The following is a 20425-nucleotide window of genomic DNA, read 5'->3' on the forward strand; positions in this document are numbered from 1 at the left end:
GGCAGTGTGCCGAGATGAACACGTACACGACGATCTCGGTGCCGCCGCGGACCTGAGGCACCACGTCTCCCCAGTACAGAACACCTTTTCTGCAAGATACTCTGCCCACAAGACTATCTGTAACCATGCTGAAAGATGCTAGGGTCATGTGATGTCCTCTGAACCCCACGGCCGAGCGAGCAGCAGCGCCGAGTGTCTCGCCTTGGACAACGACCTGGTTTGGGCCATTCGCATGATCTCGGGGGCGCTCCGCCGCGCTGCGGCCGACGCCTCGGAGACGCTGCCCGGAGGATCGCGCGCCTACTTGGTGCTCGTGGCATTGGCCGAGGCCGGCGACAACCCCCCCCCCCCCCCCCCCCCCCCCCCCCCGCAACTCGAACTGGCCGGTCAGGTCGGTCTCGACCGGACCGTGATGACCTACCTTCTCGACGACTTGGAGGGGCAGGGCCTGCTCTCGCGACGCCCGAATCCGCGGGACCGGCGGGCTCGCCACGTGATCCTTTCGGACGAAGGCCGATCGCAACTGCAGCACATGCGAACGGACGTCGCGGCCGCTGAAGCACGACTGCTCGTGGAGTTGAGCGAAGAACAGCGGGCCCAGTTTCGAGACCTCCTGACCCGGGTCGCGCTCACCGCTCAGCGGGGCACTGCCAAAGCCTGAGGCGTTGGCGAATCGGCGGTCTTGGCCGCGACCCGCCGCCTTGCGGTACAGGGGCTGTCCCGCATCACTCGCTTCGGGGAACCAATGCCATCAAGTCCGGAGTGCCGGGCACACGCTCGGCACTCCGGCTACCCCGCGAAAGTGATCCACTGCATGCGCCACCCGCGGGCCCCGTCGCCGCCCAGGCCTTCCGCGGTCACGAACTGAACGCCGGCGCACGACCGTGAGGCTCCCGCCGAGACAGTCCGCCGTATCCGGCGTTCTCCCGGCCCTTCTGCCAACACAACCTGCCGTTCCGGACCGTCAGCATCGACAACCACGGTGGAACGCGGGAGCTCTTGCGCGCCCTGGTCGGCTCGGCCACCAGCGGTTCGCGGTGCTCCGCGCAGGCGTCGGACTCAGGACGTTTCGTGACCGATGCGACAGCTTCGTGGTGGGCCTTCACGAGTTCAACACTCGACGTGGACGAGCGGTTCGTCGTCGAAGGCGAGTTCAGCCGTGGAGGCAGTTGTGCGGCAGGCCACGAGCTGGCCCGCAGGGGCTGGTCGGCACCGAACTCCCCTTCGCGTCAGCGACGTCATGGCGCTCGGCGTCATAACCGCCTTCCGCAACGCCGGGCCGGTCCCCGGTCGGCTCCCTGAGCGTTCCGCCCGCACGTCACGCAAGGCCCCACTACTCCCGCCGCTCCGTGCCCCGGAAGTACATGTGCCCTTCGCGAGGGCAACGCCTCTCCGGCCCACCACGACTACACGCTCTCCTGGCAGGTCCCCCGTCGCTACGGCGACGGTCTTCCCCGGAGAGGTCCGTACTCCGCCCGCCCCCGCGCTGGAATCACGCCAGTTCCCCTCGCCTGACGGCCCCTCATCTGCGTGCGTCGGACGCCGGTTGTGCCGGTCCGGTGCCGCAGTTGTGACGGACTCCGCCCGATCCGCAGCGACGGCCGGCCCAGGAGATAGCATCACCCACTTCCGCCCTCTCCCCCACCATGCTTTGGAGTCCCCCCATGCACCACCCGCACGGTTCTCCCTTCTCCCGCCGCGGCCTCATACGCACCGGCGTCGGCGCCTCGCTCGCCGCGCTGGGGCTCGGTGCCGGCGCGCAGACGGCTTCCGCGGCGGTGGCCACCACCAAGAGGTTCGATCTCACGGAGCCGTCGTACGACCTGTTCCGGTCCAAGGACACCCACGGGGCACGGGTCCAGCAGAGCTTCGCCTTCGACTGGGTGAACAAGTTCCTCTTCGTGGCGACCAAGCGGAGTGACAGCCCCGAGTCCGCTGGTGACCTGTGCATCAACAAGATGGACTTCGACGGCAACTACATCTCGTACATGCACCTCAACGGCTTCGGTCACGGCGTCGCCTTCGCCGCGCTGCCGAGCGGTTCCGGCACCGAGCTGTGGATCGAGTGCGCCGCGAACACCGCCGGATACGGCACCGCACTCACCCCCGTCCGGTACACCGCCGGCACCACGCTGAGCTCGCCGGCCGGCTCGGCCGCCTACCGGCCCATCTCGGGAGCCACCGAGTACACCTGTTCCGTCGACCCGGTCTATCAGCGCATGATCGTGCGCTACCACAGCAGCTCCGGCAAGCGCATCGCCGTATACCCGCTCTCCGCCTTCGAGACGGGCAACTTCGGCTCGCCGCTGGTCGACTTCAAGCAGCCGGCGATCTCCGGCACACCGCAGGGCTACACGTTGTACGGCTCGTACATGTACTACCTGACGGGTGACGCGTACCCGGGCGACGGCACCCCCACCGGTGACGGCAACACCTACGTCACCAGCATCGACATCAACACAGGCACCGTGAAGCAGGGACCTGTGCTCACCAAGGCCGGCTCCACCCTGCACCACCGCGAGCCCGAGGGTCTGGCGATCTACCGCACCGACGCCGGTGAGGCCCGTCTCTTCATCGGTTTCGCCACCGGCGTGGAGGGCGACCGACGCTCCAGCATCTTCTATAAGAACGCGCTGATCTGAGCCCTCCGGGCCATACAAGGCGGGTCCACTGCCCGGCTCCCACCCGCGCATCGCGTGCGGTGGGAGCCGACGGCACGTCCAGTGCACCGACACCGAGCGGGCCGGTGTCCCCCGCCCCGGGGGTGTCTCGAAGGTCCCGCACAGCGCCCAAGGCGCCCAGCACGCCGGGCACATACGACAGCGACAGCACACGGGCCTGCCGCCGCACGGCCGCCGCCCTGACCGCGCCGCCAGACGGGTACCGCACCGGCTCGATCCGCCGCCGTTCCCACGACCGGTACGCAGCTGCCGGGCCGGCAGCCCCGCCCGCTGAATGCGCTGGTCGGCCGGATCAGCGCACTCGGTCGTAGACCACGGCGATCTCACCCAGATCGCCGGTCTCCTGATGGGCGAGCTTCCACTTCGAACTCGGCAGGCCGTCGTCGAACAGCCGCTGCCCACCCCCGACGATCTCGGGGAAGATCATGAGGTACAGCCGGTCCAGCAGGTCTGCCGAGAGAAGCGCCTTGATGACGCTGGCGCTGCTGTTGACGAGGATGTCACCCTCGCCGGTGGTCTTGAGGTCGGCGACGACGCGCGCAGCGGGGGCGTTCACCACGCGGGTGTGTTCCCACGGTGTCTCGGACAGAGTGGTCGAGAAGACCACCTTTTCCGTGTCGACCAGCCACTTTGCATATCCACGATCACGCGGATCGGCGTTCTCGTCCACGGCGACCGATGGCCAGTACCCCAGGAATCCCTCAGCGTTGACCCTGCCGAGCAGCGCCGTCGTCGCGCCCTCATGGATGCGGGTGAGGTGGTTTCGCGCCACCTCGGTGGTCACGTACGGGGAGAACGCACCGAAGTCGTTGGCCCCGCCGGGACCGTTGTAACGCCCGTCGAGGCTGAGAGTCAGGTTCGCGGTCACCCTGCGGCCGGTCGAGTTGGTCATTTCGTACTCCTTGTATCGGCGCTGTCGGTGTTGTGCGGGTCTGCGGCGAGGGCCGCCTTGAGTTTGTCGAGGCTCTGGCCGAAGCCGATCTCGATGCCCGCGATGAAGTCGGCGGAGTCGACCGTGCTGTCAGTGATCCGCCAGTGGACGTCGAGGTCCGTGCCGGTATCGGTGGGCTGCAGACCAAGGTCGACGTGGGCAGTGAATGCGAGGCCCCCGTCGGGCAGCACGGGAGAGAGCCGGTAGCGAAGGCGCTCACCGGGGCGCACGTCCTCGACGATTCCCTCCGCGCGACCGACGACCAGGTCAGAGCCGTTGACGTCCTCGGCATCGCGGTACTCCTGGACGATCCGCCCACCCGCTCGCGCCTCGAAGACGAGCTCGGAGACGCGAAGGTCGTCCGGCGTCCACCAGCGGGCGAGTAGGGACGCCTCGGTGAGGTGGCGCCAGACCAGCTCGGGGCTCCCCGTCAGCGACCGGTGGAACCTGAAGAGGCGGCCGCATGCGTGCCGCTGAATGTGGACCAGAGCCCGGGAACGGACGTCACCCGCCCGTCAGCCGACGGCATGTGGCGCTCATGGCCTTTGCAAGCGTCCTCATCGTGTCCGGTCCAGCTGCGGTCCGGGTGAAGACGACGCGAGGCGCGGTGTCGACGGCGACAGCGGCGTGACACGAAGGGCGTGACGGACGAGAAGAGCTAATGGATCAGAGTATTCAACATAATGATCACTAGGCCGATCAACATGTCGAGGCCCCCTGCCCGGCACGAGGACGGCCATCCCTGTCCAGCCCTGCGGGCGGCCCAGGCGCCCAAGCCGAACAAGGCGACGGTGTTGAACAGCAGGGCCACGTCCACCGCAGTGGCCTCTGCCCACCACCCGGCTACCGCGGGGAGCAATACCCCCACCGTGGGCAGCACGGTGGCGACCAGGGGCCACTCGGCGAGCACCGACCGCAGTCTGCTGGAGGTGGCTGCCCCGTCGGCGGACGCGCGCTGGGCGATGACGTGCGCGTACCCATGAGCGGCACTGGACGCCAACGCGGTGATCAGTACCCACAACGCGTCCCCACCGGGATCGGCCTCCTCTCCCGTCGCGTCCAGCGCGGCCACCATGGCACTGGCCAGCACAAGTCCGTAGATGCCACTGAACAGCCACTGCTCCGGCGGCTGGCGCCGCAGGGTCTTGCGTGCTGCGACGCCCTCGGGGCGGACACGGTCGGCGCGGTCGGGCATCGCATCCCCTCGGAGGCGGGAAGAAGGCTGTTCCGCACATGCTCACCCGCGTGGCGACAGGGAACACGACACCACGCGAGCGAGCACGACTGTTGTGCCCGAAGAGAGGCTGAGCCTGTCGGTGACGACGGCGTGGCGGCTGTTGAAACGGCACGGCTGGTCATGGCGCCCGCCCGCAGAGCGCTTGAACGCGACGAACACGCCGTCGAACTGTGGCAGAAGGATGTGTGGCCGAGAGTGAAAGCCTCGCGGCAACCCGCGGGGGCTGGATCACCATGTGACGACATCACGGCACCAACGTCAGTAGGTACGCATCAAGTCGACCTGCTGCGCGGTGACGAACACGTCGGACCCGTTGTCCATGCCGTTCGCGATGCGGCTGGCGATGGGGTGGAACCGGGATGCCTCGGTGATGGCGACGATGTAGCGCAGCAAACCGCGCGCCTGGGCAGTGCGGTCGGTGCCGCGGGTGCTGAGGTCCCTGAGGCTCTGCTCAAGGCTGGACTCGCTCAGGTCGACAGCGGTCAGCGACTGGTTGGCGACCCGGGCGAGGGCATCGTAGCCCTCCTTTCCGAGGAACCAGTTGTCGTCGGTGACGTCCCTCTTGCCGGGGACGTCGGAGACGAGGTTCAGGACGAAGTTGTGCGGGATGTCGTTGGAGAGGAACCGCACGACGGAGAAGTCGCTGAGCCGCACGATCGCATGCAGCGTCGGGGAGGTGCCGCCACCGCTGATCACGATGTCGGCGAAACTCTGGGTCTCCGTTTCGTCCGTGATGACCACGTTCACCTCGGCGTCGACGTTGCTCATGGTGCGGTCGGCCGAGGTCTCCGCGAGGTTCCGCAGTCGGCCGACCATATTCAGATAGGCACCCGAGCCGTGGTTGATGTTCCAGTGCACCTGTGGGAAGTCGACCTGTTCCTTTCCGGCGGCGAGGGTCTCGGCGTTGATCGGCACATGGTCCGCCTCCGTCGACCCGGATGTCTCGGCGCCTCCAGTGGGTAGCACCATCACCAGCAATCCGAGGAGCACGGACAAGGCGACCACGATCAGGACGCTGGTGGGCATGGTGTGCTCCGGGTTGTTCGACGCTCTGGGATGTCACTACCGACACTCACAACCGGAAGGTTGTTTGGCAGGCCTCCTTCGCCGCCGCATACAATTCCAGAGGCCGGGTCCTATACGGCTTTGTTCGTATATAAGCGTCGTTCCCTCACGCCGCACGACTCTGCCACTGCCTCTGCCTCTGCCTCACGGGCCTTCAGCCCCGGCGGCACGACCATGACGCGGCCGGAGGCGATGCCGACCTGGTGCAGGACGCCGCCGGCATACGGCGGCTGCCCGGTGACCTGTTCGACGCCCCGCCCGCCTCGTCGCATCGGCGGCTCAAGCCCTTGCCCGCGCGCTCACCTCGCACGTTTCCGGAGTGGGCGGTGATGGCGTTCGTGGGACCACGTGGAGAGCGTCGTTGCCGTCGGGGCGGAAGCCGTCCTGCTGCCACAGGTCGAGCCACGCGCGCTCCGCGAGCAGCGGAAGGTGGGAGTCGTGCGCCCGGACGCCACCCACACCGCCGCCGGGCGGTACAGGATCCGCAGCCAGGGTCGGAATCCCAGCCAGAGCGCACCGCCGGCCAGCAGGAACAGCCACACCCTGAGCAGCGCCGTCGAGTCGCTCCAGGAGGCGATCGGAGCAAGCAGCATTGGGACCCCGCGGGTACGCGGGGCGCTGAACGGGGTTGCGGGACCGTACGATCCGAAGCGGCCGGCGTACACGATCTCGTCCCAGCCGAGCGGCAGCGTGAGCGGTACGAGGACGGCCGACAGCAGACAGAACCCGCCGACCACGATCCACAGCATCCGCTGTGCCGAGGCCGCTGTGCGGTCCGCGTTCATCCGACCCGGCCCGGCTTGCGCCGCCCGCGGCACAAGCCGGGCCGCGGGCGAGGATGCCTGCCGTGGCGGCGAGCACGGTGGCACGGTCACGCCAGTCGGCCGGGGCCGGGCGGTGGAGGAGCGGACCGCCCGGCCCACTCCTCCACGAGTGTGCTGAACAGGCACTCGTAGCGGTCGGCGATGCCATCCGGGGTGAATCGTTTCGCCGCACTGGCTCGGGGCGGCCCTGCCGATCTCCGCACGCCGTCCGTCGTCCCGCATCAGTGCCACCAGCGCGTCGGCCACGCCCCGGGTGCTGTCGCGCAGGACGAAACAGCCGTCCACACCGTGGCGAATGATCTCGCCGGGCCCGTGGGGGCAGTCGGTGCTCACCACGGGCAGGCCGAGGCGCATGGCCTCCACGATCGTCGTTCCGAACGACTCGTGCGGAGCTGGCCGTGTGCGTTCCTCTTCCTGGTCATCGAGGTCGTCATCGCTGCGCGATCGACGACAGCGCCGCGGGCATCGTCCTGCTGGACCAGGTCGCCGAGAGCACACCGGCGACACCGTCCGCGAAAGCCTTGGTCGACCGGGGCCGCCGGGGGTCGTCGGCCAAGGCGCCGGCCTTGGCCTTGACGTCGAGATCGCGCCGCCTCCGCGAGCCCACTGGCGAACATCACAGCCGGAACGGGTTCTCGCCCGGGGAGGACGAAAAGTACCTTGGAGCGCTGATCATCAGCGCGTTTTGACCGTAGGTGAAAGAGGCTTCGCGATGGGACGTCCCGAACTACCGGTCGACCCGGCGGCCGGTCCCGTGCAGCGACTGGCCCACGATCTTCGGGAACTGCGCTGCTCGGCGGGGGGCGTGTCGTACCGGACCATGGCGAAGAAGGCCGGCTTCTCGGTGACGACCCTGGCGAAAGCGGCGAGCGGCGAGCGACTGCCGTCCTTGGCCGTGCTCCAGGCGTACGTCCGGGCATGCGGGGAGGACCCCGCTCCGTGGGAGGCACGGTGGGCGGAGGCGGAGGCCGAGGCGCTGGCCCGGGAGGGGAAGCGGGAGGATGACGACGTCGCACCGCCCTACCGTGGTCTCGCGCGTTTCGAGCCTGACGACCGTGAGCTGTTCTTCGGCCGGGACCGCATGGTCGACGAGCTGAGCGAGCTGGGGTGCGGGTCCCCGTTCGCCGTGGTGTTCGGGGCATCCGGCAGCGGCAAGTCCTCCCTGCTGCGGGCCGGTCTGATTCCCCTGTTGCGGGAGAAGGCCGCGCAGCAGGGACGTGGGGCGGTGCTTCGGATCCTCACTCCGGGAGCCCGGCCCGCCACCACCTACGGGCACCTGCTGGCGCCCAAGGCCGACGATCCGGAGAGCTGGGTGGTGGTGGATCAGTTCGAGGAGGTCTTCACCCTCTGCCGCGAACGCGCCGAGCGGGACCGCTTCCTGGACCTTCTGCTCGCCGCGCGCGACCCGGGAAGCCGACTGCGCGTGCTCATCGCCGTACGGTCCGACTTCTATGCGCGGTGCGCCGAGCACCCGCGACTGGCGGAGGCGCTGCACGGGAGCGGGCTCCTGGTCAGGTCCATGACCGGCGACGAACTGCGCGAAGCGGTGGTCGGTCCCGCGCAGGCGGCCGGGCTCATCGTGGAGCGGACGCTGACCGCACGGATCGTCGAGGATGTTCTCGACGAGCCCGGTGGGCTGCCGATGCTGTCCCACGCCCTGTTGGAGACCTGGCGGCGGCGCAAGGGACGGATGCTGACCCTGGCCGCGTACGAAGCGGCCGGCGGGGTGCGCGGCGCGATCGCGGTGAGCGCCGAGGAGGCGTACGGGGAACTCTCACCCGCGCAGGCGCACGCCGCCCGGCACCTGCTCCTGCGGATGGTCGAGCCCGGCCAGGGCAATTCCGACACGCGCCGCCCGCTCAGCTGGGAGGAAATGGCCGGGTGGGAGGACCCCGAAGTACGCGCCGTCACCCGGCGGCTGACCCAGGCGCGGCTGCTGATCACCGACGACGACGGAGTGCAGCTCGCCCACGAGGCGCTCATCACGTGCTGGCCGCGGCTGCGCGAGTGGATCGAAGCGGACCGGGAGCGGCTGCGCCACCACCGGCAGCTGACCGACGCCGCCCGCACCTGGCTGGAGCACGACCGCGACCCGGGCACTCTCTACCGGGGCACCCGCCTGGCGCGGGCCGAGGAACTGTTCGCGGGCGACGACCGCGGGTACGACGGTCTGACGTCCGCGGAGACAGCCTTCCTGGTCACCGCGGCGGAGCAGCGTGCGACGGAGGAGCGGGCCGCCACCCGGGCCCGGCGCCGGAGCCGTACACTCACGGCCTCGCTGTGCGCCGTGCTGGCGGTGGCCCTGGTCGTCGGCCTGACCGCCGTGCGACTGCGTCAGGACAGCGAGAAGCAGACCACCGACACGGCGGCCCGCCGGGTGGCCGCGGTCGCCGAGGCGCTGCGGACCACCGACCCGCGCACCGCGATGCTGCTCGGCGTCGCCGCATGGCGCATGTCCCCGCTGCCGGAGTCCCGCCGAGCCGTGCTGGGGGCGCTGGCCCAGCCCGAACTGGACACCTTCACCGACCCGGCGCCCGGTGACCAACCGAACCGGTACCTCGACAGCTCCGGGCGCACTCTGCTCAGCATCGGCGACAACACCTGGCGGACGTGGGATGTGAGCACCCACCGCCGTATCGCCTCGGGTCCGGTACCGCACGGGGCGATACTGGGCGCGGGTCCGGGCGGCCGGGTGCTCGTCATCCGGACCGCACAGCAGACCCAGCGGCTGTGGGACACCCGAACGAGGCGCTGGATCGGGGGTCCCCTGCCGTTCTGGGACACCGTGCGCTTCGGGGCGAGTGGCCGCAATTACCTGGTGAGGAGCCCGGACGACAACCGGGCTGGGCTGTATTCCGTTGCCGACGGCCATCTGATCTTCCGGACCCCGTCGACCGGCGAGGACGTCGCCGCCGCAGCGGCCGACGACGGGCTGCTGGCCGTCTGCCCGCGCGGCCGGACCCCGCAGGTCTGGGACACCTCCGCGCGCAGCGTCCGGCCCGGTGCCTGGACGAGCGTGCGCGGCCTCTGTGGTGGTGACCGCACCCTCCTCGCCTTCACCGGCGGCAGGCTCCTCGGTCTCGCCGGGGACCGGGTGCGGGTATGGGACACCGCGTCGGGACGAAAGCTCGCCGACGTCGTCCACCCGGGTGTCGTTACCGCTGCCGTGAGCGCGGACGGCTCGTTTCTGGCGACCGGCGGCGGCCAGGAGATCAGAGTGTGGCGTATGCCCAACCGCGGCGTCCCCGTTTTCCGGCACTCCTTGGACAACGAGTCGCTCTCCCGTCTCGCCTGGGACTCCTCGCGGCCGCTGCTGCGGTACTTCGAAGGGGGCACGGTCCACACCCTCGACCTCACCACGACGCTCACCCGCGCCTGGCGCAAGAGTCCGCTCGCCGGGGTCCGGCTCAGCCCCGACGGCAGGACGCTCGCCACCGCCGAACGTATTGGTGAACGCTACGTCGTCCAGCTGCGGAACACGCACGACGGCCGTCTGCTGCGCACCCTGCCGACCCCGTCACTTCCCGCCTTCAGCACCGGCACAGCGACGGTCCCCGCAGAGGTCACCGAGCCTTTGCTGTCCTTCAGCCCCGACGGCGGCACGTTCGCGTACGGAGTCTCCGTCCCTCTCGGGGACACGACGTCTCAACGTCTGACGGTGTGGGACGTGGCCGCCGGACACGTGAAGACCACTGTGGACGCGGCGACGGCGTCCGCGACACCTACGGACGCGATCGCCCTGGGACCGGGCGGTCGTTCGCTCCTCACCGCACATTCGACCGAAGGCGGCTTCGTCAACGAGATATGGGACACCACGCGGCAGCGGAGGACGGCGCTCCTCCCCGGCCCGGGCGGCGATCATCTGGCCGTCAGCCGGGACGGCGGGCTCCTCGTGACCGACAACCGCGTCGTCCGAGCGGGCCGGTCCCACACCCATGACCTCGTCCAGCACGACGGCATCGGAGCCATCGCCTTCGCTCCCGACGGCTCCCGCCTCGCGGCGGGCGACTGGACAGGGCGGGTGGCCCTCTGGGACGGCAGCCTCCGGCACCGAGCGGGCATCCTCAGGAACGTCTTCCCGGGGCCCGTCAATCAGTCGTCCGACTCAGCCGAGGTGATCACGGCTCTCGCCTTCAGTCCGGACGGCGGCACGCTCGCCGTGGGCGGCAACGCGGGCACCGTCCAACTCTGGGACATCGCGACCCAGCAACCTCTCGGCCCTTCTGTGCCCACCTCGGGTGAGAGCATCGACACGCTCGCCTTCAGCCCGGACAGCACCATGCTGTACGCGGGCGGCAACTACGTCCCGCTCCAGCGGTACGTGGTGGATCCGGACCAGGCGGTATCCCTTGTCTGCTCCCGCGCCGGGAACAGGGAACTGACCCGGGCGCAGTGGCGCACCTACGTTCCGGACCGGCCGTACCGGCGGGTCTGCACCTGACCGTCTCCCGGAATCATGGAAGCGGCCGAGTCGTTCCTCCTCCTCGCCCATGACTCCTACCTGCCCGTCATCCTGCCGTCCGAGTTCACCACCGGCGTGTTGATCCGCACGCCCGTGCAGCTCTCGCCCAGGTAGTACCAGAAGTCGTGGCCGTGCTTGCGCCTGCCGTGGTGGACCTCGGTCCTGCCCTCCTGCGATATCTCAGGCCTGCCCAGTGCGCGCACGAAGCACGTCGTGGGCAACTCCCGAAGGACGCATGTGTCCTCCATGGACGAGCGGGCCCTGCTGTGCCAGGTCGTGTCCGGCCCGCCTACCAGCAGGCATGGCACGTCCGACGGGGAAACGATCCGGCGCACTGCGGGCTGCGCACTGCGGGCTGCGGGCTGCGGGCTGCGGGCTGCGCCGGGCCGTGGTGACGTGCAGGCGGAAACAACCGCCGATCCCGGGGACCAGCACGAACTGACGCCCTCTCGCACTTGCCGTGCCTGAACTTGCGGTCAGGCGTCCCGGGAGGGTGTCCTTTCACGCTTCTGCTGGTGTCGGTCAGCTGACGGTGATCGTGGGGTGGGGGGATTCGTCGACGTGGAGGGTGAAGATGTCGGGGCGGGCGTAGTGGCCGGTGATGTCGAGGTCGAAGCGGGCCCGGGTCAGGTCGTCGAGATCGAGTTCGGCGGTCAGGATGCCCTCGCCGTCACGCAAGGGGCCGGCCAGCACCTCGCCGAGCGGGGAGACGATGACGGAGCCGCCGCCGATCAGGACTGTGTCCGGTTCGTCGCCCTGGACAGGGTGGAGGTCGGCCGGCAGAGCATCGCGGCGCAGGTACTGGGCGGCACTGAGGACGAAGCAGCGGCCTTCCAGAGCGATGTGACGCATGGTGGCCTGCCAGGCGTCACGGTCGTCGACGGTAGGGGCACACCACAGGTCCACGCCCTTGGCGTACATCGCCGTACGCAAGAGCGGCATGTAGTTCTCCCAGCAGATGGCGGCGCCGAGGCGGGCATTGCCGGTGTCGACGACGGGGAGGGTGGAGCCGTCACCCTGGCCCCACAGGTAGCGCTCGGCGGCAGTGGGCATCAGCTTGCGGTGCAGGCTGATGTAGCCGTCGGGACCGAAGAAGAGCGCGACGCAGTACAGCGAGCCGCCCTGGCGCTCGACCGCGCCGATCACCGCGTGACAACCCAGCTCGCGGGTGACCGCGGCCAGTTGTTCGACCTCCGGGCCGGGAATCTCGATGGCCGCAGCGTGGTAGCGGCGGAAGAGGTCGCGGCCGGCCGGGGTGCGGCTGCCGACCGTGATGCCGAAGTCCAGCCCCTTCGGGTAGCCGCCGAGGAACGCCTCGGGGAGAACGACGACCTCGGCACCCCGGCTGTTTCCCTCGCGGACGAGCTCCTCAGCCCTGGCCAGTGCGGCCGGGGTGTCGAACAACGGGACAGCCGCCTGGGCGACGGCGACTGTCATGGTGCGACGGGCTACAGAAGAGGTCATGCCGTCGACGGTAGAAACCGCGACACGCATCAAGCAAACCAATCATCACGATGATCGACATTGATGAAGCCGAATTCAGGAGGGCTGACCTCGATCTGCTGGTCGTCTTCGCGGCACTCTTGCGCGAGCGCAGCGTCACCCGGGCCGCCGCCCTGCATCTGAGGCAGGACGCGGCCAGTGCCGCCCCTTCGACGCGGCCACCGCGCGGCGCGCCTTCACACTGGGCATGTCCGACGACATCGAAGCCGCCCCATGTCGGACGACATCGAAGCCGCCCTGTCGCCTCGCCTGCTGGCCGCGACGGCGCAACTGCCCGCCAGCCGGTTCACCGTACGGCAGGCGAGCCACAACGCCGTCGCCCCCACGTTCGACCGCGGCGAGGTCGACCTCGGCCTGGCCGCCGCCCCCGCGCACGGCGCCGACCACCGCGACGTCTCAGCCGTTGTCCGACACCATCGAGACCACGACCTTGCCGGCCTTGGTACGGCCCTGCTCGACGTACGCCATCGCCTCAAGGGTCTGGTCGAAGGGGAAGGTGCTGTCGATGACCGGGCGGAGCTTTCCGCTGTCGTAGAGGGCGCCGAGTTTGCGCAGCTGGGAGCCGCTGGCCTGCATGAAGAGGAACTCGTAGCGCACGCCCAGAGCCTTGGCCTGCTTGCGGATCTTGCGGCTGAGCGTGTTCATGACCAAGCCCAGGACGGAGGGGGCGCCGAGCTGCTTGGCGAAACCGGCGTCGGGTGGGCCGACGACACTGATGGCCAGGCCGCCGGGCTTCAGTACGGTCAGTGACTTCTCGAGGTTCGCCCCGCCCAGGGAGTCCAGCACCAGGTCGTAGCCCGAGAGCACCTTGGAGAAGTCTTCCTTGGTGTAGTCGACGACGACGTCGGCACCGAGGCTCCTGACCAACTCCTCGGACCTGGTGTTCGCGGTCGTCGCCACCGTGGCGCCGAGATGCTTGGCGAGCTGGATGACCGTCGACCCGAGGCCGCCGGCTCCGGCGTGGACGAGCACTTTCTGCCCCTGGTTCACGTGCGCGCGCTCGACGAGGATCTGCCAGGCGGTCAGGGCCACCAGCGGCACCGCGGCCGCCTCCTCCAGGGAGAGTGAGGCCGGCTTGGGGGCGACATCGTCCGCGTCGATCGCGATGAACTCCGCGAAGCCCCCGACCCGCAGGTCGCGCGGGCGGGCGTAGATCTCGTCGCCGACCTTGAGACCGTGTACGGCGGAGCCGACCTGTGTCACGACGCCTGCCACGTCGTGGCCGAGCACGAACGGGCGCTTGTACTTCAGGATCTGCTTGAACTCCCCGTTGCGGACCATCTTGTCCAGCGGGTTGATGCTGGCGGCGCTCACTCTGACCAGAACGTCACGGGCCCCGACGGTGGGCTCGGGTATGTCTGCGGCACGGACGCCGTCCTTGCCGTACTTCTCGACGACGAATGCCTTCATGACGGCAGCCTTTCTACGTAGGTGTCTCGGCGGTCGGCGTGATTCTCCGAGGATCCCCTGCGCGCCCGTTTCTCGCGTGCGGCCGGGTTGATGTGCCGCTCATGACGCTACTCGCTGAGTATAGAAAAGTAAACTTAGGTGAGGTTAGACTCCCCCCATGGATGCAACGACCGAAGCTCTGCAGGACACCGACGTGGACCCCCGCCTCGACCGGGACACGTCGAACTGCTCGATCGCCCGGACCCTTGAGGTCGTGGGCGAGAAGTGGACGATCCTGATTTTGCGCGAGGTCTGGTACGGCTCATCCCGGTTCACCGAGTTCGAACGCGTCCTCGGCTGCCCTCGCAACCTCCTCGCCGCCCGACTTCGGATGCTCGTGGAAGAGGGGATCCTGACCACCGAGACCTACAAGGAGCCTGGCTCGCGGAGCCGGCTGAAATACGTGATCACCCCCAAGGGCATGGATCTGGTCCCGGCCGTGATGGGGCTCCTGCAGTGGGGCGACCGCTACCGCGCCGACTCGGAGGGCCCGGCCATGCTGTCCCGGCACCGTGGATGCGGCGCACACGTCGACGCCCAGATCCGCTGCGACCGGGGCCACGCCGTACAGCCGGAAGACATCGAGAGCACCCCCGGCCCCGCCTTCCGCCTCAAGCCCGCCGAGTGAGCTGAGCGCGGTGGTGCCCGGAACGCGTGATGGGCTCAGCCTGCCGGGAGGCACTCGCTCCGTAATGCCCGGCCTGGTGAGAGCCGGGCTTTGCGTGGCCGACGCGGCGGGACGTCGAGCACCTGCGACGGTCGTACGCGGGGTGTACGGTCCGCGCAGCGCCCAGGACCCTTGCCCGCACCAGGAGCGGGCGAGGCCACACAGTCTCGGCCACCCCCACCATTGCCCGGAGGCCTGAGGCCCCAGCCCTCAATCCATCGGGATCACGTACCTCGCCGGGTCGCCTCCGGGCGGGCTTTGTCACGTCCTGGCAGTGCTGACTACGAGGCCGACCTGGCCGAGCGCTGGGGATGGGGATGGTTCGACCGAGCGACACTGCGCCGAACGCTGACCTCGTCGCCCCCTTCACCGCGTTCGGGAACACCCTGACCCTGGTTCCTGTCACGTAGGGCCGGACTCGGCGCAGTCGCCGCCGCCACGGGGCTCGACGTCGAGTACCGGCTCGGCACATGTCATCGGCAGCGACGTCCTTGTGCTGTGACGTTCGACCACACCGGCAGAGGGGCGTCGGTGTTGGCGGTCGGTTCCTCTTTGGGTCCGGTGGCCGTGATCGCGCGGTTCGGCACGGAGGCCAGGGCCCCGGTCGGCCCGAGGCCACGGCGCCCGTCGCATCACCGGCTGAAGCCGCCGAGTCGGGCGTTCGCCGCCTCGGCGAAGCGACAGCTCATGGAGTCCGTGGAGGACGCCCACATGGACACCGCCCCACCGCTCGTGGCACTGCATCGCGTCACGGCGAACGTACTGCGGTTCAAGAGCATCTGGCGGTTCACCCTCGGCCACCCCCTGGCCGACACCCCCTCACCGCGGCGATCTGCTCCGAGATCAACGCCGGCGCCCTCGAGTTCTTCGCCCGGGCCCAGCGCGAAGGGCTCCTCGCCCCGGACACCGACCTGATGTGGGCGCGACGGGCCTACTACGCCCTCTTGGACGAGGCCCAGCACGGAGGCGGCGCGAATCTGGGCCCGGAGCAGGTCCGGGAGAACGCGGACGCACTGGCCACACTCGTCGTGGACACGTTTCTGCGCGGCGTGGGCCCCCACGACTGAACCGCCCGGCCGACGGCCCACCTCTCCCCTGGTCCTCCACCGCTTCCCGGGCGACCGCGGACCGTGCCTCGGCACGCCTCAGGAGGACCAGGTGCGCCATTGATCGAGGGTCATACCGAAGACCGGACTCCCCGCCCACACCTCGAAACCGGGCGGGATCAGGCCGGGTCGACGAATATGTCGAGCGCGAGAGCGCCCTCGAAGCCGGCAGGGCTGTAGGCGGTCAGGTCGGTGACGCCTTCGTCGCGCAGGACGTCGTCGTCGATGAACAGGTTGGCGGTGCACGTGCGCGCGTCACGCGTCAGGACGGCGTACGCGGCGTCGGCCATGATCTGCGGACTGCGGGCCTGCCCGGCGCCGCCGACCACGTTGCGTACGGCGGCTGTGTCGATCAGGGTGCGCGGCCACAGCGAGTTGGCGGCGATGCCGTCGGCGGCGAGTTCCTCGGCGAGCCCGATGGTGCACAGACTCATCCCGTACTTCGACAGCGTGTAACCGAGATGCTTGCCCACCCAGTGCGGCGCGAGGTTCAAGGGCGGCGAGAGGGTGAGGATGTGCGGGTTGGCCGCCGCACGCAGGTGCGGGACCGCGGCCTTGCTCAGCAGGAACGTGCCACGTGTGTTGATGTCCTGCATCAGGTCGTACCGCTTCATCTCCAGTTGCTCGGACGACGAAAGGTCGATCGCGCTGGCGTTGTTCACCACGATGTCGATGCCACCGAAGGCACCGACCGCGGCGTTGACGGCGCTACGCACGTCGTCCTCGTTGCGGACGTCTCCGACGACGGCCAGCCCCTTGCCGCCCGCACGCCCGACCTCTTCGACCGCGGTGTGGACCGTGCCTTCGAGTTTCGGATGCGGTACGGCGGTCTTGGCGAGCATCACCACGTTCGCACCGTCGCGGGCCGCGCGCAGGGCGATGGCGAGTCCGATGCCTCGACTGCCGCCCGACATCAGAACGGTCCTGCCGGCCAGTGTCCGTGTCATGGTCGAACCTCCAGAATCGATTGATGAACTAATGATACGCGGTACGAATGATATGGTCCGCGCATGAAATTCACTGCAGTACGCCAGAGCGACCGGCTCTACCACGAGCTCCTCGCCACCGAAGAGACCCGGTCCGTACGCGCCGCCGTGCGGCGGATCGCGGAGCACGAGGTGGCACCCCACGCCGCGGCGATCGCGAACGGCGACGAGCGCACGGACGGCTTCCCCCGGCAGGTGTTCGACGCGCTCGCATCAGCGGGGGTCTTCCGGATCCCCTTCCCGGGCGAGGTCGGCGGCGACGGCCTGATCCACCCGGCGACCGGCACCGCCGCGGCGATCGAGGAACTGGCCTACTACTCCAGCAGCGTCGCGGCCGTCTTCGACGTGCACTGCATCCTGGCGGGCAACGCCCTTCGCCAGGGCACCGAGGAGCAGCAGCAGCGCTGGCTGCCCAAGGTCGCACAGGGCTCGGTGGTCGGCGCGTTCGCCACCACCGAGCCGGACGCCTCAAGTGACCTGTCTCCGCAGGCCGTTCGGACCGAGGCCGTGCGCACCGGGGCCGGTTGGGTGCTGAACGGCCACAAGAGGTGGATCTCCAACTCGCCCGTGGCCGCCTTCGTGGTGGTTCTCGCCCGCACCGGCGAGCGGCTGAGCATGTTCATCGTCGACACGGCGCTTCCGGGCGTTCAAGTCGGCCTCGCCGACCGGAAGATGGGCAACCGCGGCCAGCTCACCGCGGACATCCGCTTCACGGATGTGCACCTGTCCGAGGACGACCTCCTCGGCGGCACCGAGGGACACGGACTGCGCCACGCGCTGTCCACGCTGACGTACGGCCGGATCGGTATCGCGGCCGCCGGGGTCGGCATGGCGCAGGCCGCCTTCGACCACACCGTGGCCCACCTGTCGACGCGGCACGCCTTCGGCAAGCCGGTGGCCGCCAACCAGCACTGGCAGTTCCTGCTCGCCGAGCGGGCCACCGAGATCGACAACGCCCGCACCCTCGTCACCAAGGCCGCCCTGCGCCTGGACGCCGGCAACCCGTCCCCGGAACCTGAGGCCGCGATGGCGAAGTACTACGCCACCAAGCTGTCGGTGGACATGGCGCGCGACGCCGTCCAGGCTTTCGGAGGCCTCGGCTTCGCCCGCGAACTGGGTGCCGATGGCAGCGCCGGCCCTGTCGAGGCGATCTACCGGGACAGCAAGATCGGCGAGATCTACGAGGGCACCAACGAGATCCAGAAGTGGGTCATCGCCCGGCAGATCTTCGGTCGGGCGGTCGTCGGCTGACGGCTCCCGCATTCCCTGCCCTTGCGAGCCCAGCTCCTGCGCACCCAGATCGCTGCCCCGGTCCGACCACGTCAGGTCGCCTCGTACGATGGACCCGACGATACGCAGGGCTGACCATAGGCGGGATGAACGATGTCCGAGGCTCCGCTGGTACCGGGGACAGTGGCCGAACACACCATCTGCCTGCTGGTCAAGCTCGGGCAGGTGGCCTTCAGGATCGCCGAGGACGGCATCAGCGGTACCGGCCTGCGCGTGCGCCACTACAGCGTCCTGCAGGCCCTGGCCGACAACGGAGCCATGCCGCAACTGGCTCTCGGCTCGTTCCTGCGCATCGACCCGGCGACGATGGTGACGAGTCTCGACGATCTGGAGCGGGCCGGATACGCCGAGCGGACACGCGATCCGCAGGACCGACGCCGCTACGCCGTCGACATCACCGACGACGGGCGCAAGGTCCTGGCCGATCTCAACCGCACCCTCGTCGGCCTCGACAGCGAAACCCTCGCCGACCTGGACACCACTGAACGACACTCGCTGCACGCCCTGCTCAGCAGCCTCGCCGAGAGTCCCGCTCTCACGTCCATGTTCGACGCCGTCCGCGAGAAGAGCAGCGCGAAGAGGACGTAAAAAAAAGGGGGTCGCAAACAGCACCTCAGTCTGGCGAGGCTTCCAGCTGTGCCGTGAGCGCGCCCCGGGCCGGAAGGTCGTCCATGCGCTGCGACGGCACCGGTTGCCGTTGCTCAGCGGCGGTACGCGGCTGTCGCGATCTCGGTGAAGGATCGGATCAACGGATTGGTGTCGCCTTCGTTCCACACCGCCACCACTCGGCTCGGCGCCATGTCGATCAGCGGTACCACGGCCAACTCCGTGGGCAGATCGTGTCCGAGCGGGGCCAGGCCGACCGTGCCGTTCCACAACACCGCCTGCAGGCATTCCTGGACGGCGCGCACCACGGGGCCCTCGCGCGGCCTGCCGCCGTTCCAGTACGACTGCCAGTCGGGGTCGGTCCCCTGCGGGAACTGAAACCAGCGGCGGTCGCTCAGGTCGACCAGCCGCAGCCGGTCGCAGCGAGCCAGCGAATCGTCGGCCCGCAGGACCGCGCCGACCTGATCGGTCCGCAGCACACGCACCGTCAGGGCGGTCTCGTCGAACGGCGCTCGAGTCAGGGCGACGTCGACCAGTCCGGCGCGCAGCCCGCACGTCGGGTCGGTCAGATCGGTGTCGCGGATACGAATCTCGATGCCGGGGTGGCGCCGACGGAAGGCAGCGGCCAGCCTGGTCACTCCTGGGTCGGTGCCGTCACCCAGGATGCCGACGGTGAGGGTCGTGACGCCGGCCGCCGCGCTCACACGTTCACGGACGCGGTCGGCATGGGCGAGCAGGGCCCGCGCCTCGTCGAGCAGCACCCTGCCCACCGGTGTGAGCAGGACGCCCGCAGGCGAGCGGGTGAACAGCAGGGCCCCGACCTCGGCCTCCAGCTGCTTGATCGCCCGGCTCAGCGGCGGCTGGCTCAGGTGCAGTCGGGTGGCGGCCCGACCGAAGTGGAGTTCCTCGGCGACCGATACGAAGTAGCGCAAGATCCGTAGCTCCACCCTGCAACGATACCCAGCAGGTATCGGCGCGGTGGGATAGGTCTTGGACACCGACCGAGCCCTCGCGGTGCACTCGTGAGCATGACCGAAGAAGCCAGTACCAGCGAGCCGCAGGCCGACCCCGCCGTATCGGTGGTGGGTCCCGGCGACGGCGAGACGATCGTTCTCGGCACCACACGGATGCGCGTTCTGGAGGACGGAAGCCACACCGGGCACCGCCTCGCGATCGCCGAGTCCGTCCTCGCCCCGCACACCCCGGGTCCGCCCCAGCACCGCCACGCCCGACACGACGAGGGCTTCTACATCCTTTCCGGCACCGTGCGTTTCACCGTCGGGGACGAGGACCACGACGCCAGCGCAGGCACGCTCGTGACGGTTCCGCCCGGTACCCCCCACACCTTCGCCAACCGGACCGACCAACCCGCCGTCATGCTGAGCACCTTCACTCCCGACCTGTACGTGCAGTACTTCCGGGACCTGCAGGACGTGCTCGCCGACGGCCGGCAGCCGACGCCACAGGCCGGCATCGACACGATGAACCGCTACGCGACCGAGCCCGCCACCGAACCTGCCTGAAGCCGCCGGGCCGCGCGGCCCGGCGCTCCCTCCGACCGACCGGCGGGGCCGTTGCGCTTCGGCCTTTTGTCGGGGTCCGAGCTCCTCGGACGACG

The 20425-nt window shown here is 69.4% G+C and carries 19 protein-coding genes and 3 pseudogenes; 9 read left to right on the forward strand and 13 right to left on the reverse strand.

The window, feature by feature from the left end; translation table 11 throughout:
• Positions 1–202 precede the first annotated feature (202 nt).
• Together H4687_RS02405 and H4687_RS02410 are read left to right on the forward strand one after the other, a co-directional pair.
• The gene (locus H4687_RS02405) at positions 203–661 is read left to right on the forward strand and encodes a MarR family winged helix-turn-helix transcriptional regulator (RefSeq protein WP_225966564.1); all 459 of its coding nucleotides are present in this window, start codon (positions 203–205) and stop codon (positions 659–661) included.
• 1003 nt (positions 662–1664) lie between these two features.
• Positions 1665–2642, forward strand: coding sequence for a phage baseplate protein (locus tag H4687_RS02410; RefSeq protein ID WP_046913916.1), 978 nt, complete (start codon positions 1665–1667; stop codon positions 2640–2642).
• Positions 2643–2973: 331 nt separating this feature from the next.
• Here H4687_RS02410 and H4687_RS02415 read toward each other — a convergent pair whose 3' ends face one another.
• The 3 genes and pseudogenes from H4687_RS02415 to H4687_RS02425 all read right to left on the reverse strand — a co-directional run bounded on the left by H4687_RS02415 (position 2974) and on the right by H4687_RS02425 (position 4807).
• A complete protein-coding gene (locus tag H4687_RS02415) occupies positions 2974–3573 on the reverse strand; it encodes a dihydrofolate reductase family protein (protein WP_046913917.1) in 600 nt (199 codons plus the stop codon).
• Positions 3570–4079 (reverse strand): annotated as a pseudogene (locus H4687_RS02420) (SRPBCC family protein); the annotation flags it as partial. The gene H4687_RS02415 and the pseudogene H4687_RS02420, both read right to left, overlap by 4 nt.
• Before the next feature lie 191 nt (positions 4080–4270).
• The gene (locus H4687_RS02425; protein ID WP_046913918.1) at positions 4271–4807 is read right to left on the reverse strand and encodes a hypothetical protein; all 537 of its coding nucleotides are present in this window, start codon (positions 4805–4807) and stop codon (positions 4271–4273) included.
• 127 nt (positions 4808–4934) lie between these two features.
• On the opposite strand from H4687_RS02425, the pseudogene H4687_RS48675 reads away from it, so the two are divergent.
• A pseudogene (locus tag H4687_RS48675) lies at positions 4935–5068 on the forward strand (winged helix-turn-helix domain-containing protein); the annotation flags it as partial.
• A gap of 39 nt (positions 5069–5107) precedes the next feature.
• Here the strand turns inward: H4687_RS48675 and H4687_RS02435 are convergent.
• The 4 genes and pseudogenes from H4687_RS02435 to H4687_RS02450 all read right to left on the reverse strand — a co-directional run bounded on the left by H4687_RS02435 (position 5108) and on the right by H4687_RS02450 (position 7345).
• Positions 5108–5875: a ribosome-inactivating family protein gene (locus H4687_RS02435; RefSeq protein ID WP_046913919.1), complete on the reverse strand. Its 768-nt coding sequence runs from the start codon at positions 5873–5875 to the stop codon at positions 5108–5110.
• Between the two features lie 338 nt (positions 5876–6213).
• Positions 6214–6699 (reverse strand): hypothetical protein, encoded by a 486-nt coding sequence (locus H4687_RS02440; protein ID WP_179860226.1) that lies wholly within the window; start codon positions 6697–6699, stop codon positions 6214–6216.
• A 276-nt stretch (positions 6700–6975) separates the two neighbouring features.
• Positions 6976–7092, reverse strand: a pseudogene (locus tag H4687_RS46090) (glycosyltransferase); the annotation flags it as partial.
• A gap of 76 nt (positions 7093–7168) precedes the next feature.
• Entirely contained in the window at positions 7169–7345 is a 177-nt protein-coding gene (locus H4687_RS02450; protein ID WP_159026093.1) for a hypothetical protein, read from the reverse strand.
• A gap of 105 nt (positions 7346–7450) precedes the next feature.
• Here H4687_RS02450 and H4687_RS02455 point away from each other — a divergent pair, with 105 nt between their 5' ends.
• Positions 7451–11179, forward strand: coding sequence for an nSTAND1 domain-containing NTPase (locus H4687_RS02455; protein ID WP_046913921.1), 3729 nt, complete (start codon positions 7451–7453; stop codon positions 11177–11179).
• Positions 11180–11235: 56 nt separating this feature from the next.
• Here H4687_RS02455 and H4687_RS02460 read toward each other — a convergent pair whose 3' ends face one another.
• The 4 genes from H4687_RS02460 to H4687_RS02470 form a co-directional block, all read right to left on the reverse strand.
• Positions 11236–11403: a hypothetical protein gene (locus H4687_RS02460; RefSeq protein WP_192781641.1), complete on the reverse strand. Its 168-nt coding sequence runs from the start codon at positions 11401–11403 to the stop codon at positions 11236–11238.
• Between the two features lie 319 nt (positions 11404–11722).
• On the reverse strand, positions 11723–12664 hold the full coding sequence (locus H4687_RS02465) for a nitrilase-related carbon-nitrogen hydrolase (protein ID WP_050399134.1): 942 nt from the start codon (positions 12662–12664) through the stop codon (positions 11723–11725).
• A 29-nt stretch (positions 12665–12693) separates the two neighbouring features.
• Positions 12694–12822 carry a hypothetical protein gene (locus tag H4687_RS47355; RefSeq protein ID WP_257035252.1) on the reverse strand — a complete coding sequence of 43 codons (129 nt, stop codon included), beginning with the start codon at positions 12820–12822 and terminating at the stop codon, positions 12694–12696.
• A gap of 277 nt (positions 12823–13099) precedes the next feature.
• Positions 13100–14113, reverse strand: coding sequence for an NADP-dependent oxidoreductase (locus H4687_RS02470; protein ID WP_046913924.1), 1014 nt, complete (start codon positions 14111–14113; stop codon positions 13100–13102).
• A 157-nt stretch (positions 14114–14270) separates the two neighbouring features.
• Here H4687_RS02470 and H4687_RS02475 point away from each other — a divergent pair, with 157 nt between their 5' ends.
• Both H4687_RS02475 and H4687_RS02480 read left to right on the forward strand, forming a co-directional pair.
• Positions 14271–14780, forward strand: a complete 510-nt coding sequence (locus tag H4687_RS02475; RefSeq protein WP_225966565.1) for a winged helix-turn-helix transcriptional regulator — start codon at positions 14271–14273, stop codon at positions 14778–14780.
• 953 nt (positions 14781–15733) lie between these two features.
• Positions 15734–15886 (forward strand): hypothetical protein, encoded by a 153-nt coding sequence (locus H4687_RS02480; protein ID WP_159026095.1) that lies wholly within the window; start codon positions 15734–15736, stop codon positions 15884–15886.
• Between the two features lie 158 nt (positions 15887–16044).
• Here the strand turns inward: H4687_RS02480 and H4687_RS02485 are convergent, their stop codons facing one another.
• Complete coding sequence (locus H4687_RS02485) at positions 16045–16872, reverse strand: SDR family oxidoreductase (RefSeq protein ID WP_046913925.1); 828 nt, start codon at positions 16870–16872, stop codon at positions 16045–16047.
• A 63-nt stretch (positions 16873–16935) separates the two neighbouring features.
• On the opposite strand from H4687_RS02485, the gene H4687_RS02490 reads away from it, so the two are divergent.
• Both H4687_RS02490 and H4687_RS02495 read left to right on the forward strand, forming a co-directional pair.
• The gene (locus H4687_RS02490; RefSeq protein WP_046913926.1) at positions 16936–18162 is read left to right on the forward strand and encodes an acyl-CoA dehydrogenase family protein; all 1227 of its coding nucleotides are present in this window, start codon (positions 16936–16938) and stop codon (positions 18160–18162) included.
• Between the two features lie 132 nt (positions 18163–18294).
• Complete coding sequence (locus H4687_RS02495; protein WP_078907403.1) at positions 18295–18789, forward strand: MarR family winged helix-turn-helix transcriptional regulator; 495 nt, start codon at positions 18295–18297, stop codon at positions 18787–18789.
• Positions 18790–18902: 113 nt separating this feature from the next.
• Here the strand turns inward: H4687_RS02495 and H4687_RS02500 are convergent, their stop codons facing one another.
• The gene (locus tag H4687_RS02500; protein WP_233443547.1) at positions 18903–19754 is read right to left on the reverse strand and encodes a LysR family transcriptional regulator; all 852 of its coding nucleotides are present in this window, start codon (positions 19752–19754) and stop codon (positions 18903–18905) included.
• 81 nt (positions 19755–19835) lie between these two features.
• Between H4687_RS02500 and H4687_RS02505 the strand changes: the two genes are divergently transcribed.
• Positions 19836–20330, forward strand: coding sequence for a cupin domain-containing protein (locus H4687_RS02505; protein ID WP_179860225.1), 495 nt, complete (start codon positions 19836–19838; stop codon positions 20328–20330).
• Positions 20331–20425: the final 95 nt, after the last annotated feature.

The organism is Streptomyces stelliscabiei, assembly GCF_014873495.1.
In the GTDB taxonomy this organism is placed as follows: Bacteria; Actinomycetota; Actinomycetes; order Streptomycetales; family Streptomycetaceae; genus Streptomyces; species Streptomyces bottropensis.

Bases quoted from the DNA above. Each gene is read 5' to 3' on its own strand.
- H4687_RS02455 (WP_046913921.1), top strand. From the start codon at position 7,451: ATGGGACGTCCCGAACTACCGGTCGACCCGGCGGCCGGTCCCGTGCAG.
- H4687_RS02480 (WP_159026095.1), top strand. From the start codon at position 15,734: ATGTGGGCGCGACGGGCCTACTACGCCCTCTTGGACGAGGCCCAGCAC.
- H4687_RS02415 (WP_046913917.1), bottom strand. From the start codon at position 3,573: ATGACCAACTCGACCGGCCGCAGGGTGACCGCGAACCTGACTCTCAGC.
- H4687_RS02465 (WP_050399134.1), bottom strand. From the start codon at position 12,664: ATGACCTCTTCTGTAGCCCGTCGCACCATGACAGTCGCCGTCGCCCAG.
- H4687_RS02410 (WP_046913916.1), top strand. From the start codon at position 1,665: ATGCACCACCCGCACGGTTCTCCCTTCTCCCGCCGCGGCCTCATACGC.
- H4687_RS02470 (WP_046913924.1), bottom strand. From the start codon at position 14,113: ATGAAGGCATTCGTCGTCGAGAAGTACGGCAAGGACGGCGTCCGTGCC.
- H4687_RS02475 (WP_225966565.1), top strand. From the start codon at position 14,271: ATGGATGCAACGACCGAAGCTCTGCAGGACACCGACGTGGACCCCCGC.
- H4687_RS02425 (WP_046913918.1), bottom strand. From the start codon at position 4,807: ATGCCCGACCGCGCCGACCGTGTCCGCCCCGAGGGCGTCGCAGCACGC.
- H4687_RS02505 (WP_179860225.1), top strand. From the start codon at position 19,836: ATGACCGAAGAAGCCAGTACCAGCGAGCCGCAGGCCGACCCCGCCGTA.
- H4687_RS02440 (WP_179860226.1), bottom strand. From the start codon at position 6,699: ATGAACGCGGACCGCACAGCGGCCTCGGCACAGCGGATGCTGTGGATC.
- H4687_RS02435 (WP_046913919.1), bottom strand. From the start codon at position 5,875: ATGCCCACCAGCGTCCTGATCGTGGTCGCCTTGTCCGTGCTCCTCGGA.
- H4687_RS02485 (WP_046913925.1), bottom strand. From the start codon at position 16,872: ATGACACGGACACTGGCCGGCAGGACCGTTCTGATGTCGGGCGGCAGT.
- H4687_RS02490 (WP_046913926.1), top strand. From the start codon at position 16,936: ATGAAATTCACTGCAGTACGCCAGAGCGACCGGCTCTACCACGAGCTC.
- H4687_RS02495 (WP_078907403.1), top strand. From the start codon at position 18,295: ATGTCCGAGGCTCCGCTGGTACCGGGGACAGTGGCCGAACACACCATC.
- H4687_RS47355 (WP_257035252.1), bottom strand. From the start codon at position 12,822: ATGCAGGGCGGCGGCCCGGGTGACGCTGCGCTCGCGCAAGAGTGCCGC.